This is a genomic window from Neobacillus sp. B24 (genome assembly GCF_055381825.1).
In genome coordinates, this window is the sequence record NZ_AP035777.1 from 733,219 (window position 1) to 748,774 (window position 15,556).

Here is a 15,556-nt window from a genome sequence, read left to right on the forward strand (position 1 = left end):
TAAGGTTCACATGTGACTAATTCGATTAGGCATGGGGATAAACCGGAATGATTGTCAGTGCAAATCCTTCCGTTTTCCCCGTGCCTTTTATTATTTCTTCAACCAGTTTTGTCTTTTTTAAAAAGCATTTGGAAGCGGTTTCTAGTAGAAAGCATCATTTTCACTTTTTTAATAGGAACAATAACCAATTTTAAATCGAGGAGGATGAAAATGAAGAAAAGTAAAAAAGGAAGGGTCATAATGAGTTTGTTTGCTGTATTGCTATTATTAGCAAGCCTAGTACCCGGATCAATCGCTTATGCAGAAGCGGGCACGAATGAGAATACGCCAGTCGTGTTCAGCAATGCAAAAGAGGCGGTGAAAGTGATTAGCCAGATAAAGCCGCACTTATCGAGTGATGGAAAATCCGTTGTACTTCCTGAATCTCCTGACCCGCAATACGAGGTTGCTTTATATGGTTCAGATAATAAACAAATTATCGGCATGGATCATGCCTATTACGAACCAATCAGTAACATGACGGTCAACATCCTATACAAAGTAACAAACAAGAAAGACCGTTCTGACACCGCCGTTTCCGAAGACGATGTTCCCATCCAAGTGAAAGGGACCCATACCCGTGAAGAAGGGGACAATCCCGTTCCGAATGTGATTCCTGGATTGAGAGAATGGAAGGGATATAATGGGAACCTTACATTGACCCCGTCTTCGAAAATAGTTGTCGATGCCCGAAGTGGAGAGGCTCTAAAGGAAACAGCCGAGTTAATCCAAGGCTATTTTAAAAATATGCTTAAAAAAAAGATGGTGATAGTGGTTCGTCCAAAACCGTCTGCGGGTGATATTTTTCTCACGCTTGATCAAACAAAAAGCTCTTTAGGCGAGGAAGGCTACCTATTAGAGATTGCTGATCATATTACGATTACAGCCCCAAAACCAAAAGGCATTCTCTATGGCGGAACATCTATTACGCAAATTTTATATCAATCCCCAACAAAAGATGCTATTCCAAAGGGGATTGCCCGTGATTATCCGAAATATGAAGTTCGCTCCGGGATGATTGATGTCGGCAGAATGTATATCCCGCTGGAATATATTCAGGACATGGCGGAATACATGGCCTGGTTTAAGTTGAATGAAATCCATATGCATATTAATGATTTTCGCGCCGGGGCCAACTACGCGGGCTTTCGTGTTGAAAGTAAGAAGTACCCGGAAATCAATGCAAAAGACGGCTATTATACTCAGGAGGAGTACATTGCCTATCAGAAACATATGCAAAAGTATGGCCTAGATGTCGTAACGGAAATCGATACGCCTTATCATGCCGAGAGTTTCCGGGCAGTAAATCCTGACATGATGCTCCCGGGTACAAGAGGATATCTCGATATTACCACTCCTGAAAAAAGGGGAATTGTGTACCCCTTTATTGAATCGCTGTTTGATGAGTTTTTGGGCAAGGATATTCATGACCCTGACAGAGTCTTCTTAAGCAGCGAATTTAATATCGGCACCGATGAATATGACAAGAAGTATTCCGAGGAAATGCGGGCGTATACGAATCATTTTATTAACTATGTGAATGACAAAGGCTACCGGGCCAGGCTTTGGGGTTCGATTGGGAAAAATGGCTTTGACGGGGTGACACCAATAAGCAATGAAGCCACGATGAATATTTGGGCGCCTTATTGGTCCGATGTCCAAGAAATGTATGACTTAGGCTACGACATCATTAATACAAATGGCACGGATTTATACATTGTGCCATTAGGAAATGCCGGATTCCCAGACTACCTGAATATTAAAGATAAATACGATACTTTCGATGTAAATAAATTCATCACGACCAAATCAAGTGGAAAAGGCAGCGCGGAAATGCCGCTCGCTCATCCACAGACAAAAGGTGCGGCTTTCGCATTATGGAATGATTTAACTGCTTACACAGGCGGGCTGTCTAGCTTTGATATTTTTGACCGCTTTAAAGATGCTGTTATGCTCGTTGCAGAAAAGACATGGTATGGGGAGAAAACAGCAGGACAGACCTCGGATCAATTTATGGAGAGAGTTGACGCAGTCCAAACCATGACGCCAATGTCCAACCCTGCGAGATACGTAGAATCCAAGTCTCCACTCGTTGCGAAGTATGATTTTGAAAAAATTACTGCACATAAAATCCAAGACCAGTCAGGGAATGGCTATGATGCCAAAGTACACGGCGGTAAATTAGTGGATGGCCCAAGAGGGAAGGCATTAAAGCTGGATGGCAGCGGATATTTGGAATTACCGGTTTCTTCGATGGGATTCCCCTATAGTGTGGCGTTCGATATCAAATTGGACAAAGGTTCGCTTGACAATGCCACCTTATTCTCCGGAAAGGATGGAGACCTTTATTTGAATTTGAACGGCACCGGAAAAATAGGCTACGAAAGAAGTGAGCCGACCTCCGAAGGAAGCAAGGCCAAATTTGTAAACTATCAATTTACCCATGATTATGCCCTGCCGGAAGAAAAATGGCACCATGTGATCTTAGTTGGGGATCATCGTGAAACAAATTTATATATCGATGGAAAAAAGGTATCCACGTCCAAGCAAGCCAATAAATTAGAAGGCCGCACCAATGATTCAAGCACCTTTGTGCTGCCGCTTGAAAAAATTGGCCTTGGAGTCAAGGGCACAATTGATAACTTTGAAATCATGAATAAAGGTCTGGAAAACAGTCTGCAAAAAAATCTCGCGCTTGGCCAAAAAGCCACGGCATCTTCAGACTATGATTTATCGCAGCGGGCAGCCTTTATGGTGGATGGAAACCCCGGAACCAGATGGGGGTCCAATTACCGGAATAAGACCGAAGCGCAAAAAGACGACGAGTGGACAATGATTGAGCTTGATGATTCCTATGATTTAAATAGGGTCAAGATTTATTGGGAAACCGCAAGGGCCAAGGAATATAAACTGCTCGCTTCCAACGATGGCGTGAATTTTAAGCAAATCCATTCCTTCAAGCAGGGATCTTCTGATGGAAGTATTGATACGATTGAACTAAAAGACGTCCAGGCAAAATATATTAAGATTGATATGGATAAGCGAAACACAACCTATGGCTACAGTATTTTTGAGGTAGAGATATTCGGGAACACAGGTTTTGAACTTGGCGAGAAATTAATCAATGAGGCAGATCAACTGCTTGGTGCGGTTCCGGAAGAGGAAAGCGGGGAAAGTGAGCGAGCCGAGCTTTTAGCGGCGAAAGACGAGCTGAAGGACTTATTGGCAGCTGTGAATCCTGATTTGTTCACATTTGATGTGTTAGCAGGAAAGCTGCAGGCAAAATTAGACGCTTTTAAGAATACAATTACAGCTCCAGGCAATCTGGCAGTTGGCCGAAAAGTGGCGGCATCGTCGGAGTACAGTTCAGCACAAGCAGCCAGCTTAGCCACTGATGGTAATATAACGACAAGATGGGGCTCCCAGTATAAAAATATCCCCGTCGAAGAAATTGAAAACCAATGGCTGACGGTCGAGTTGGATCAGATGACCGATTTTGACACTGTTATCCTTCACTGGGAAGCAGCAAGAGCCAGTAAGTACGATTTGCTTGTTTCCAATGATGGGGTTCATTTTGAAAAAGCATATTCGTATACGCATGATGGAAGTAAGGTGCTAACGGATGTCATCCATCTAAAGGATGTAAAGACAAAGTATGTGAAAATTGCTATGTCTCAAAGGACAACAAAATATGGTTACAGCTTATACGAATTGGAAGTTTATAAGTTTACGAAAGCAACAAAACTATTGGAAGAAGCCGCCCAATTGCTGGAGCAAACGCCTGCCGAATCAGCGAGTGAAACGAAACGGGCTGAGTTGGTGAAAGCCATCAGTGAGATGGAGGGTTATCTATCCAATGTGGATAAAGAAGCAGTCCAATATCACATTTTAACGAAGGCATTAGAAAATGCAGTAGCCAGCTTTAAAGAGTCCATTGTCGGGCCAAGCTAGGATTGACGTAATTGCAGTCAAGCTGGAAAAGCGGCCATAGAAATAAAAAACATCCTAAAATCATGAATAATGACAAGGAAGCTGGCGAAGTGTAGATTTCGCCAGCTTCTTTTTGGTTGTATTCAAATGTCAGGGGAGGATCATAGTGAAATTGTGTTAGAAGTAGTTGAAAAAGCACCTTCCAGCGCTCGGTTAAAACTGGGATAATATAAATGGAGGGAAGATAAGATTCAAGTGTTCCCATCCGAATAACTGAGGCTATTGAAGAAGGTGAAATATAATGAACGATAAAACAAAATATACTCCTGAAGAAGTCCTTGCTCACGAGAAAAAATATCGGTTTAGAAAGTTTGATAATCAATTAGCATTAGATATTGCATTAAAGATCATTCAATATGTTAAAGATCATAATTTAAAAAGTGTTAGAATTCAAATCACCTTTGAGAATGAAGTGGTTTGTTACTATTTAATGCAGGGCAAAAATAAAAGTAATTGGTTAGATAGAAAAACTAAAACAGTTTTAACAACGTCACATAGTTCGTTATATACATTTTTGATGGCAGATAAAAATCCTGTCTATAAAGAAATGATAGCAGATGAACAATATTGCATTGGTGGCGGTGGTTTCCCTATTTTTGTTAATGACGAGCTTAAAGGGGCCATTTGTGTGTCTGGTTTACCTCATGAAGATGATCATAGCTTGATTATTGAAGTGTTAAAAGATATTGATGCATTTTAAATGATTAAGGTGATGGAATGATACATACCTACTTAGGAGAGACCATACGTTTTGAGGTCAAATATAAAAATCGAACATCGATGGGGATCACGATCGATAGTTATGGGAATCTGGAAGTCCAAGCTCCAAAAGGGACACCTGAAGAAGTGATTCATAAGCTATTAGAAGGAAACTGGGACCTTATTCAGCAAAAATTGACAGAAATGAAGGATAGGCTGGAAGGGCCGCAGAAAAAAGTGTATGAGTATGATGAGAGCTTTCTATATTTAGGCAGCGCTTATCCCATCCAAATCCTTGAAGATAAACATATAAATCAAGACCATGTAGTGTTTAAAGAAGATAGGCTGCACATATTGGTTAAGCAGCGTGACGCTGAAAAAATCAAACAAGCCTTAAAACGATTTTATTACCAGCAGTGCAAGGCGTTGGTTGAGAAGAGCATAGCTAGCTATCAACCTAACTTCAAAACAAAACCACGTTCTGTGACGATCAAAGATAGCAAAACGGCATGGGGAACCTGTGACTCAAAGCAGCAGTTGACCTTTAATTGGCGGCTGGCAATGGCACCACAAGAGGTCATCGACTATGTCGTCATTCACGAAATGTGTCATATGGTGCATCTTAACCACGACCGCTCCTTCTGGCGTCTTGTTGGAAAAATAATGCCTGATTATAAGGAAAAAGAGAACTGGTTGAAGATATCAGGTTGGAAAATGACGGTTTAGGGGGACGGTTATCCTGGCGCTTTCTTTTCTTGCCACATCATTGTAGCCAAAGCAGGGGATTACTGGCTTTGGCCGCAGAAATATGGAACCAGAAGAAGCAGGAAATTTGACTATGGATGTCGAATTACTTGTACAAAAACTTTAAAACTTCCTGCTTACTCAGGCAATCAAAAATTTTGCGATAATTCCTTAGAAGTAATTCCTTTAGATTAAAATTCCGTTTACTTATAAAGTGCTTCGAAACTTGAGCAAAACTTCCGATTGCCTATATTAGAACCGTCCCTGTGGTCCTTTAAGCGGATTGGCATTAAGACAAATAATCGGTAAAATAGTTACTCTAGACTTACCAAAAAAAGTGGAAAGGGGAATGGGGCAATGAGGAGAAAAAGGGCTTCTCGAAAGAAGCTGCGTATGTTTACGATTCTACTTTTCATGTTTGTCTTATTCATTGGAGTTTATTATGCCATCAAAGAAATGAATAGCGAACAGATGCCAGTGAAAGAAAGCCCCATCATAACTAAGCCATCCGATAAACCTTCCGATAAACCTTCCGATAAACAGGGGGTGAATCAGATTTCCAATCTTGAGAAATTAGTAGAAGAAACCTTTGCCTTATCTAAGGAAGGTAAAGTACTAAACATTCCCTTTGTCTCTGGTAAAACAGAATGGAAGGAAGTAACCACTGAGTGGGGAAAGCCAGACCATACTTCGGAAACGGCTAAAGGCAGGTATGAGGAATACAAGAGTCATCATGCTGCAATCGGTTATGCCAATCAGACTGTGAATGATATCCGATCATATGATACAGAACTACAAAAGATTTCTTTGAATGAAATTAAGAAAACGGGTGGAGAGCCCGATGCCATTCGTTACTATAAAGATTCCACTCATGACCAAATGATTCTTGTCTATCATGCAGCCACGGCCACTGATTTATTATGGGTTTTGCCTATAACAACAGAGCAGCAGCCAAATCCTAAAGTGGACCATATCTCACTTTTTACACAGGTTGAAGAAAAGCCAACTCAACAATCCATTGCGGAAGTAATTTCGAAAATGAGCTTAGAAGATAAAATAGGACAGATGATTCTTGCTGGAATATCCGGAACCACAATGGATACAAACGCAAAAAATTTAGTAAACCAATTCCATGTGGGGGGAATTATTTTTTACAAAGATAATTTCGAAACCCCTGCACAGGCGATTCAACTAGTCAATCAAATGAAAGCTGAAAATAGTTCGAATCTACCGCTCTTTTTAAGTACTGACCAAGAGGGAGGAACTGTGACAAGATTGCCGGGTGGGCTTACTAACTTTCCGCCAAATAGCCAGATTGGAAAGGTAAATAATCCCGAGTTTTCTTATAAGGTCGGAACACTATTGGGCCGTGAAGTAAAAGAATTTGGTTTAAATCTTGATTTTGCCCCTGTTCTTGATATTAACAGCAACCCTAATAACCACGTTATCGGTACACGTTCCTTTGGAATTAATGCGGAAATCGTAAGTGAACTTGGGATTCAAACGATGAAAGGGATTCAGTCGCAAAATGTCATCCCTACGATTAAGCATTTTCCTGGTCACGGAGATACGTCGGTGGATTCCCATCTGGAACTCCCAATTGTCAATAAGAGCCTTGAAGAGCTTAAGAAGCTGGAGTTAATTCCGTTTGAACGCGGGATTGCACATGGAGCAGATGTTGTGATGGTCGCCCATATCTTATTGCCTCAATTGGATAAAAATAATCCGGCCTCCATGTCAAAAGTGGTTATGACGGATCTTCTTAGAAAACAACTTGGTTTCACGGGAGTCATCATAACGGATGATATGACAATGGGGGCGATTACAGAGCATTTTGATATTGGCAAAGCAGCGGTAGAATCTGTAAAGGCAGGGAGCGATATTATTTTAGTAGGACATGACTATAATAAGGTTGTAAAGATTATCTCGTCTTTAAAAACTGCAGTTCAAAATGGGGAAATTTCACAACAAAGATTAAATGAAAGTGTCGAAAGAATTATCCAACTTAAAAGGAAATATAGCCTTACCGATGCGAAAGTAAATAATCCTAACATAAATGAAATGAATCAATCCATTAATAGCCTTCTGAAAAATTATTTACATTAATTATTCTTGTTTGCAAAGAAAAAAGTTTTTGCTGAAAGAAATGTAAGTATGAACGAGGTAGAAAAGCAGCCACAAAAATAAAACCGTCAATCTATCATTCGACCTATTCAGTCATTCTGAATAGGGGCATTACTGTAGCAACGGTAATGCTTTTTATTTTTATATTAAAAGTATAAAGAGATAGTACAAGGGAAACAGTAAATTTGTCATATATTTGATTTTAAAGGTGGTAACCAATATGGGCCTTTTTGACAAATTATTTGGAGGTTCTACTAATAAGGAGGAAGAACAGATGGCAAACTTAAACATTGGAATTATTTTGGGGAGCACTCGCGAAGGCCGTCTTAGCCCACAAGTGGGAGAATGGGTGAAGTCACTTGCGGACAAACGTGGTGATGCAAATTATGAAATAGTGGATATTAAAGATTTTAACCTGCCTTTCTTAGGTACAACTGATGGGTCAGAGCCAGGGATTGCAAAATGGAATGAAAAAATCGGCAGCTTAGATGGATTTGTATTTATTGTCCAAGAATACAACCATAGTATTACGGGCGCCTTAAAAAATGCAATGGATATGGCACGTGAGGCATGGTTTAACAAAGCAGCAGGAATTGTGAGTTACGGCTCAGTAGGTGGTGCCCGTGCCGCAGAACATTTACGAGCAATCCTATCTGAACAATCTATTGCACATGTTCGTACACATCCAGCTCTAAGTTTATTTACTGATTTTGAGAATGGTCAAACCTTCAAACCCGCTCAAATGCATGAAGGAACAGTAAAAGATATGTTAGATCAACTAAATTCTTGGGCAACTGCTCTTAAAACAGTTCGCTAATAAATTTAAGTACGAAACTCTACCCCTTTGGATACCTTCCAAAGGGGTGTTCTTTTGAGATTGCTACGTAAGATCTTCTTGTTTAAAAAAGACAGGAGATGTATAATTTTTTAGTGATGAGAAAAAATGTCAGGTATATAAAACTAGCTGCTTTACTAAAGAATTGAATAGCCGAGAGATTCAGGGGAGGGGAAAATAATCAAAAATAATGAGCTATTTAAAAAAGCAACACGATATGCTACTACATATAATCAAATCTTAAAAATGATACAAGATGGATTATATCCTGAGGATAGTAAATTACCTTCTGAGCCATTATTGGCAGAACAGTTAGGTGTAAGCAGGTCGACCTTAAGACAAGCATTAGGGTTATTACAGGAAGATGGCATATTAGAGGCTAAAAAGGGAATAGGTAACTTTGTTCGTAAAACGCTAAATGTGGACAATATTGGGCTTGAAAGAATGGGAAATCCATTCTATAAAAGCTGCATCGATCCGATTGACAATGTTGATATAGAGATGAAAATTGAAGTATCAAGTGAGCATGTTGAACGGATTTTCAACAGGAAAACCTCGGTAGTGCTTGCTATCTACAGGTATTATAAAGAAAAAGATAGTGTTAAGGGCTACTGTTTTTCCCATGTAGCGACTGATTTTGATTATATCAAATCAATTGATTTAAATAATCAGGATGAAGTATTAGATTTTCTTGAAAATCAGATTTACGAATATGGCCTTTCCTCAAAGCTTGAAATTCGCATTGTCTCAGCAACAGAGGTGATCAAAACAGCAAGTCAAGGTAATCCCTCTAAGTATTACCAAATGATTGCTGAGCGTATAACCGATAAAAATGGAAACATTATCGCCTATAATAAGTATTATATCCCTTTTGAACGTGCTGTTTTTAAGGTGTCCAGAAATAATTAAATAGAGTAAAGGAATGAAAACTTCCTGGTTTTGAGAAATCAAACCAGGAAGTTTTTTATTTTTAAATAAAATCAAAATGTTGACAGCGTTTGCATACGGGTATATTATGAATGTATAAAACATACAGCAATACATACAAGTGTACAATGTATGTTTAAAATCAGATTGATAGAAGGCGGTGATGGAATGAAGAGGATCGTTGTATTAGGGAGCTTAAATATGGATATGGTGTTGACCACAGAAAGACTGCCGCTAATCGGCGAAACTATCCACGGAAATCATATTCACTATATGCTGGGCGGAAAAGGAGCCAATCAGGCTGTAGCAGCATCCCGGATGGGGATTTCAACATCATTAATCGGGTGTGTAGGGAATGACACATTTGGTGAGAAAATAGTAAAGCATTTATCGGAAGAGAACCTAGACATTTCAGCTGTGAAAATGGAAGAAAATATTTTCACAGGAATTGCAAGCGTTTTTAACATAAAAGGCGATAATGCCATAGTGGTGATCCCTGGTGCGAATGAGTGCTGCAACCAACAAGTCGTGGATGACCATATCGATCTTATTAAGCAGGCAGATGTGTTACTAACCCAACTAGAAATCCCTATAGAAACGATTGCATACGCTTTAAAAAAGGCGAAGGAATTTGGTGTAAAAACAATCCTAAATCCTGCTCCATTTAAAGATTTACCTGCAGGGTTGTTAGAATATATTGATTATCTCACTCCAAATGAAACTGAATTTGAGAGTATGGCAGCCAAGAAATTGGAGACCTCGGAAGACTTTGATAAGGAAATGCTCCAATGGAGTAAAAACAATAAGGTGAATTTAATTGTTACTAGAGGGTCTAGAGGCTCTTCTTATATTGAAAATGAGAGCGTTTATACCGTTCCCTGCATGAAAGTGGATGTCGTAGATACGACAGGTGCAGGCGATACCTTTAATGGAATCTTAGCATACGCACTTGCGGAGGAAATGACCTTACGAGAAGCGGTAAAGATGGCTGGTATTGGTGCTTCTTTATCCATAACGGCCTTCGGCGCACAAAGCGGAATGCCTTCGCTAGAAAAATTAAAAAAGCATTTATAGGAAGGGGAAATAATGATGATTAAGATGATTTTGGATGTAGATACTGGTATCGATGATGGCATGGCGATCGCTTATGCTCTTGGGAGTAAAGAGATTGATTTGATTGGTGTGACAGGTACATTCGGAAATGTTTATACAGAAGATGGGGTACAAAATGTGTTAAATATATTGCATATGTGTGATGCGAGCGCTATCCCGGTATTTGCCGGGGAAAGCCATTCTCTATCACAAGACAATTTTACTAGATTAGAAGTGAGTGCACGTATCCATGGAGAAAATGGTGTTGGGCAAGTGGAAATGGAAACATCACCAAGGGAAAAAGAAACGAAAAGTGCCGTCGATTTTATCATTGAATCTGTAAAGAAATATGGGAAAGAATTAGTCATTGTCGCTACTGGGCCACAAACAAACCTTGCGATGGCACTAAAAAAAGCTCCAGAGATAAAAGACATGATGGGCAGAGTGGTCATTATGGGTGGAGCTTTAACCGTTCCTGGAAATGTCAATCAATATACGGAAGCCAATATTTCACAAGATCCAGAGGCAGCTAAGTTTCTTTTTGAAAGCGGTTTAGACGTTACGATGGTTGGTTTAGATGTAACGACGCGATCGACGCTAACGAACGCAGATACACAAAAGTGGAGAGAGACAGGAAGCGTAGCAGGCAAGACATACGCAGATATGGTGGATTACTATATTAATGAAAATTTGGGTGTCGAAGGCTGCTATCTTCATGACCCATCTGCTGCGATTAATGCCGTCCATCCTGAATACTTTACAGTGCTGCCGATGCATTTAACAGTTGTGACTGAAGGAGAAGCAGAAGGCAGAACGATTGGAGACCCCAATAAATTAAGAGATCCGAACCCTAATGTAAAAGTTTGTATTGAGGTAGATTCGAAAACCTTAGTAAGCCATTTAAATGAAACGCTATTATCCTTATTTCATAACAAGTAAAAGGAGGGATTCCTATGGGAGCCCAAGTTCAAACCCATTCGGAAAGGCCAAATGTGATCGCCCCTAAAGGTATCGCTGCTTTGACAGTAACCTTGATAATATGTATTTTGACTTACCAATTTAATTTAAGTATGGTTACCCCGGCACTCCCTAACATCGCTGCAGCTTTAAATGTCGGGATTGACCAGGTTTCCCAAGTTTCAAGCCTGCTCTTGCTCGTTTCATCGATTGCTGGTGTTATTCTCGCTCGTTGGAGTGACTTTATTGGCAGACGTCGTGCCCTGTATCTCATTCTCGTCTTGATGGGAATCGGAACCATTCTTTGTATGATTGCTCCAAACTTCACTGTTTTAATGATTGGTCGTGTGTTCCAGGGAGCTACCGGCGCAGCGTTCCAGCTATGTTACGTTATCTTGAAAGAGACAGTCACGCCTAAGCAGTTCGGAACCATTCTCGGAGTCGTCACCGCTGCAAATGGAGGAATTGCTGGTATTGATGGGTACCTTGGCGGCTTGCTCAGTGATACTTTCGGTTTCCGTTCCATTTTCGTCGTCATTCTAGTTGTCGGTATCATCGCCTTCTTTGGTGTAAAGGCTGCTGTTCCGGAAACGAAAGGTGATACAACAGGTAAAATGGACTGGTGGGGTGCGTTAACCATATCGATTGTCTTGATCTGTTTGACGAACTACCTAACGCTGGCTTCATCGACCGGCTGGTTTGCTCCCATCCCGCTTCTTTACCTTGCAGGTACCATTGTCTCTATGATTGCCTTCTGGTTGATCGAGAAGAAGAGTGATTCCCCGCTATTTCCGGTGGAACATCTCCGTTCTCGTCAAGTTTGGCCTGTGATTACGACGACCGTGCTGACATTGAGTGGTGTGTTTGCAGTTATCAACTTTACAATTGTATTGCTCAGTCAGAATCAAGAGGTTGGATTCGGAATGAGTGCCGCTGCGACTGGTTTAATGTTCTTAATGCCAGGTGCAATCATTGGTATATTTAGTGCACCATTATCTGGCTGGCTTGCCGGTAAAGTAGGATGGATTCGCATCATGCACATTGGCATTGTGTTAAATATCGCAATCCTTGTTGTGCTTGCCCTATTTTGGCAAAATCAATGGATGGTATTCGCTTGTGTCATCGCAATGGGCTTCACCTATAACGGACTGATTCTTACCACAATCAACGGTCTGGGTGTTATTCAATCACCAGATGATGCTCCTTCGGCCTTACCGGGACTGAACGGTGCGGCATTTGGTATCGGAGCATCCTTAGGTATTGGATTTGTTGCGCCATTTGTTGCAAAAGGCAACTTTACTACAGGCTTCTGGCTTTCTGTTGGCATCACAGTCCTAGCACTGATATCGAGCTTGTTAATTGCTCCGAAGCCGGAAAAGAAGAATTAATTTTATATATGGTAGAAACGAGGAACACCCAGAAATGATTGCTAATTTCTGGGTGTTTTTTTCTTGGGTGTGTGAACAATTAACTCAAATTTTTTCTATATGAATTAATGAGGTTTGTTATACTTTAAAATGACGGTTTAAAACGGACAATAAGCAACTCTTCTATATATCCTCCCTAGATTAACCTTGCTATTCGGTAGCAAGGTTTCCTTTTTATAAAAAAATATAAATTTGCGTGAACCGTTTCAATCTGTGGACCATCTAATAGATAGAAAAACAAGGGGGGGAGACATTTGGCTAGGGAACTAGACATAAAAAAAGCCCAAAAAGGGGATAAGAAAGCTTTTGTGGTGATTGTGAAAGATGTGGAAGACACACTTTATAAGGTAGCTAAGTCTATCTTACATAACGATGACGACTGTGCGGATGCGCTCCAAGAAGCCATATTAAAAGCATACAGTTCCATCCATAACTTAAGGGACGTTACTATTTTTAAAACGTGGATGGTAAGGATTGTGATGAACTGCTGCTACGATATACTGCGGAAAAACAAGAAGGTCGTTCCAATGCAGGAATGGATGGAGCAAGGAACCTCTGATGATCGTTCGGATTTTGAGTTGACAGATGCTCTTACATCATTGGAAGAGGAGTTACGCGTTCCGGTAACGCTCTATTATCTAAAGGAATGGAGCATTCGTGAGATCGCCCAAGCATTGGATATTCCTGATGGAACGGTAAAATCACGTCTCAGCCGGGCTCGGATGAAACTATCAGAATTCCTAAATCCAAAAACTGAGAGGAGAGTATATCATGGTGGAAATTGATGATAAAGAATTAAGTGAATTATTGAGACAAATGGAGAGCGAAGAAATGCCAAGTCAGGTCCGCAGTCGGATTGACGACACCCTCTCAAGTCTTCCGGAGCGAAAGAAGAAAAGGAAGAAGTCAACGATGATCGCTAGCGGGATTGTAGCTAGTGCGGCGATTCTTTTGGGGACTGGATTCACAAACACTACCATGGCCCAGGTACTGCAAAGTATTCCGTTCGTCGGTTCGGTGTTTAGTCATTCCAAAGATAGTACGTTAAAGACAACCGTTGAAAAAGGGCTTTCGCAAACGATAAATAAGAGTGCTAGTGATAAGGGCATCACGGTTACTGTGAATGAGGTGATCTTTGATGGGACTCAGGTTTCAATTGGCTATATAGTCCAATCGGAACAGGTCCTTGATGACAACGTTAATCCATCGATCGGCTTCAAAATCGATGGAAAGCAGCCCGGGAATTATGGTGTAGGAGGTAACAGTGAACGATACGATGACCATACGTTTCTTGGTGTCATGCACCTAGATTCATCTACACCTCTCCCTGATAAATTTGACCTCGACGTGAATTTCAGTAAGCTTGGCGCCACGGAAGGAAAGTGGAATATTCATTTTCCGGTGGAAGAAATAACTTCGGAGAACAAGGTAATTCTTCCAATGGAGAAGAAAGAAAGCGGTGAGATCTCCCTGATCGTTGAGAAGGTCACGTTTGCCCCGACTTCAACAGAAGTGGTCTACAAGCTAAAGCAGCCAGCAGAGCGGGAGATGGAGCTGAGTTTTGAACTATATGGAAACGACGGGAAAGCAGTGGAACCACAATCCATGTTTGAGAATAATGGGACAGTTAAGATCTCGTATGAACCGTTTGAGAGTATTCCAAAAGAGATTACATTCCGGCCCCAATCAAGGCACGATCAGGAAATAGATCAGATGTTAAGTAAATTAGAAATGAAGCTACAAGTAAAGTAGAGTGTGATGTTAGATTGTATAATGAATGGCTTGATGAAAAATCATTCTTAAAAGAATATGAGTTGCACCTCAGCGCTAGTAATTTCTTAGGTGCATACTTTCACCAAGATATTATTTAAAAGCTAAGTACCTGGGGATTGAGGTTGGATCAGGAAACAATTTGCATTAAACAACGAAAGTTTAGCGTGAAGCAGGGGCAGGATGGGCCGTAGGAGAATAATTCCTACGGCCCATTTTGCGCATATTACGGATGTTCCATATCTCTCAATCCCCCGTCCAGTAAGGGTTTCAATTGAAACGATTTGGGCACGCTAAATGGGAACACCCCTGATTGAATGTAGGATTTGGAGGATGGAAAGGTAATGAGTGATGTAAAATTAAGGCCATTAGAAAGAGAAGACTTAGGATTTGTCCATAAATTAAATATTAATGCCAACATCATGTCCTATTGGTTTGAGGAGCCATATGAGTCATTTGTTGAATTGCAGGATTTATATGATAAACATATTCATGATCAGGGTGAACGACGATTTATTGTACATAAAGGCACTGAAATGGTAGGGCTGGTTGAATTAGTAGAGATTGATTATATTCATCGCAGGGCTGAATTCCAAATTATTATTAGTCCGAGTCACCAAGGACATGGATATGCGAAGGCTGCAACCTATCTCGCAATGGACTATGCGTTTTCTGTATTAAATATGTATAAATTATATTTAATCGTGGATAAGACAAATGAAAAAGCGATTCATATCTATAAGAAACTCGGCTTCAAGTTTGAAGGAGAATTGATCGATGAGTTCTTTGTAGACGGTGAATACCATAATGCAATAAGAATGTGTATGTTTCAACGTCAATATTTTGATAGGGATTCTTGAGATAAGACCGTGAATTTGTTAAGAGACTCTTTTGACAGAAACTGTGGGAATGAATTTCCACAGTTTTTTATTCGTTTTGGATAATGGGGGGC

12 protein-coding genes are annotated in these 15,556 nt (G+C 40.5%); all 12 read left to right on the forward strand.

Translation table 11 applies throughout. The features are described from left to right. Window positions 1-210: 210 nt before the first annotated feature. The 12 genes from ACZ43M_RS03540 (at window position 211) to speG (ending at window position 15,464) form a co-directional block, all read left to right on the forward strand. Complete coding sequence (locus ACZ43M_RS03540) at window positions 211-3,990, forward strand: discoidin domain-containing protein (RefSeq protein WP_464506080.1); 3,780 nt, start codon at window positions 211-213, stop codon at window positions 3,988-3,990. Window positions 3,991-4,270: 280 nt separating this feature from the next. Further along, window positions 4,271-4,729, forward strand: a complete 459-nt coding sequence (locus ACZ43M_RS03545; protein ID WP_464506081.1) for a heme-binding protein — start codon at window positions 4,271-4,273, stop codon at window positions 4,727-4,729. Between the two features lie 17 nt (window positions 4,730-4,746). Then, window positions 4,747-5,454, forward strand: coding sequence for a M48 family metallopeptidase (locus ACZ43M_RS03550; RefSeq protein WP_464506082.1), 708 nt, complete (start codon window positions 4,747-4,749; stop codon window positions 5,452-5,454). 375 nt (window positions 5,455-5,829) lie between these two features. Beyond that, window positions 5,830-7,578, forward strand: a complete 1,749-nt coding sequence (nagZ, locus tag ACZ43M_RS03555; protein ID WP_464506083.1) for a beta-N-acetylhexosaminidase — start codon at window positions 5,830-5,832, stop codon at window positions 7,576-7,578. Window positions 7,579-7,816: 238 nt separating this feature from the next. Further along, window positions 7,817-8,413, forward strand: coding sequence for an NADPH-dependent FMN reductase (locus ACZ43M_RS03560; RefSeq protein WP_464506084.1), 597 nt, complete (start codon window positions 7,817-7,819; stop codon window positions 8,411-8,413). 198 nt (window positions 8,414-8,611) lie between these two features. After that, window positions 8,612-9,340, forward strand: a complete 729-nt coding sequence (locus ACZ43M_RS03565) for a GntR family transcriptional regulator (RefSeq protein WP_464507937.1) — start codon at window positions 8,612-8,614, stop codon at window positions 9,338-9,340. Between the two features lie 186 nt (window positions 9,341-9,526). Further along, complete coding sequence (rbsK, locus tag ACZ43M_RS03570; RefSeq protein ID WP_464506085.1) at window positions 9,527-10,432, forward strand: ribokinase; 906 nt, start codon at window positions 9,527-9,529, stop codon at window positions 10,430-10,432. 12 nt (window positions 10,433-10,444) lie between these two features. Further along, window positions 10,445-11,389, forward strand: a complete 945-nt coding sequence (locus ACZ43M_RS03575) for a nucleoside hydrolase (protein WP_464506086.1) — start codon at window positions 10,445-10,447, stop codon at window positions 11,387-11,389. Between the two features lie 14 nt (window positions 11,390-11,403). Next, window positions 11,404-12,795, forward strand: coding sequence for an MFS transporter (locus ACZ43M_RS03580; protein WP_464506087.1), 1,392 nt, complete (start codon window positions 11,404-11,406; stop codon window positions 12,793-12,795). Window positions 12,796-13,088: 293 nt separating this feature from the next. Beyond that, complete coding sequence (locus ACZ43M_RS03585; RefSeq protein WP_464506088.1) at window positions 13,089-13,619, forward strand: RNA polymerase sigma factor; 531 nt, start codon at window positions 13,089-13,091, stop codon at window positions 13,617-13,619. After that, complete coding sequence (locus ACZ43M_RS03590; protein ID WP_464506089.1) at window positions 13,606-14,586, forward strand: DUF4179 domain-containing protein; 981 nt, start codon at window positions 13,606-13,608, stop codon at window positions 14,584-14,586. The genes ACZ43M_RS03585 and ACZ43M_RS03590 overlap by 14 nt, the downstream gene beginning before the upstream one ends. A gap of 362 nt (window positions 14,587-14,948) precedes the next feature. Then, on the forward strand, window positions 14,949-15,464 hold the full coding sequence (gene speG / locus ACZ43M_RS03595; RefSeq protein WP_464506090.1) for a spermidine N1-acetyltransferase: 516 nt from the start codon (window positions 14,949-14,951) through the stop codon (window positions 15,462-15,464). Window positions 15,465-15,556 lie beyond the last annotated feature (92 nt).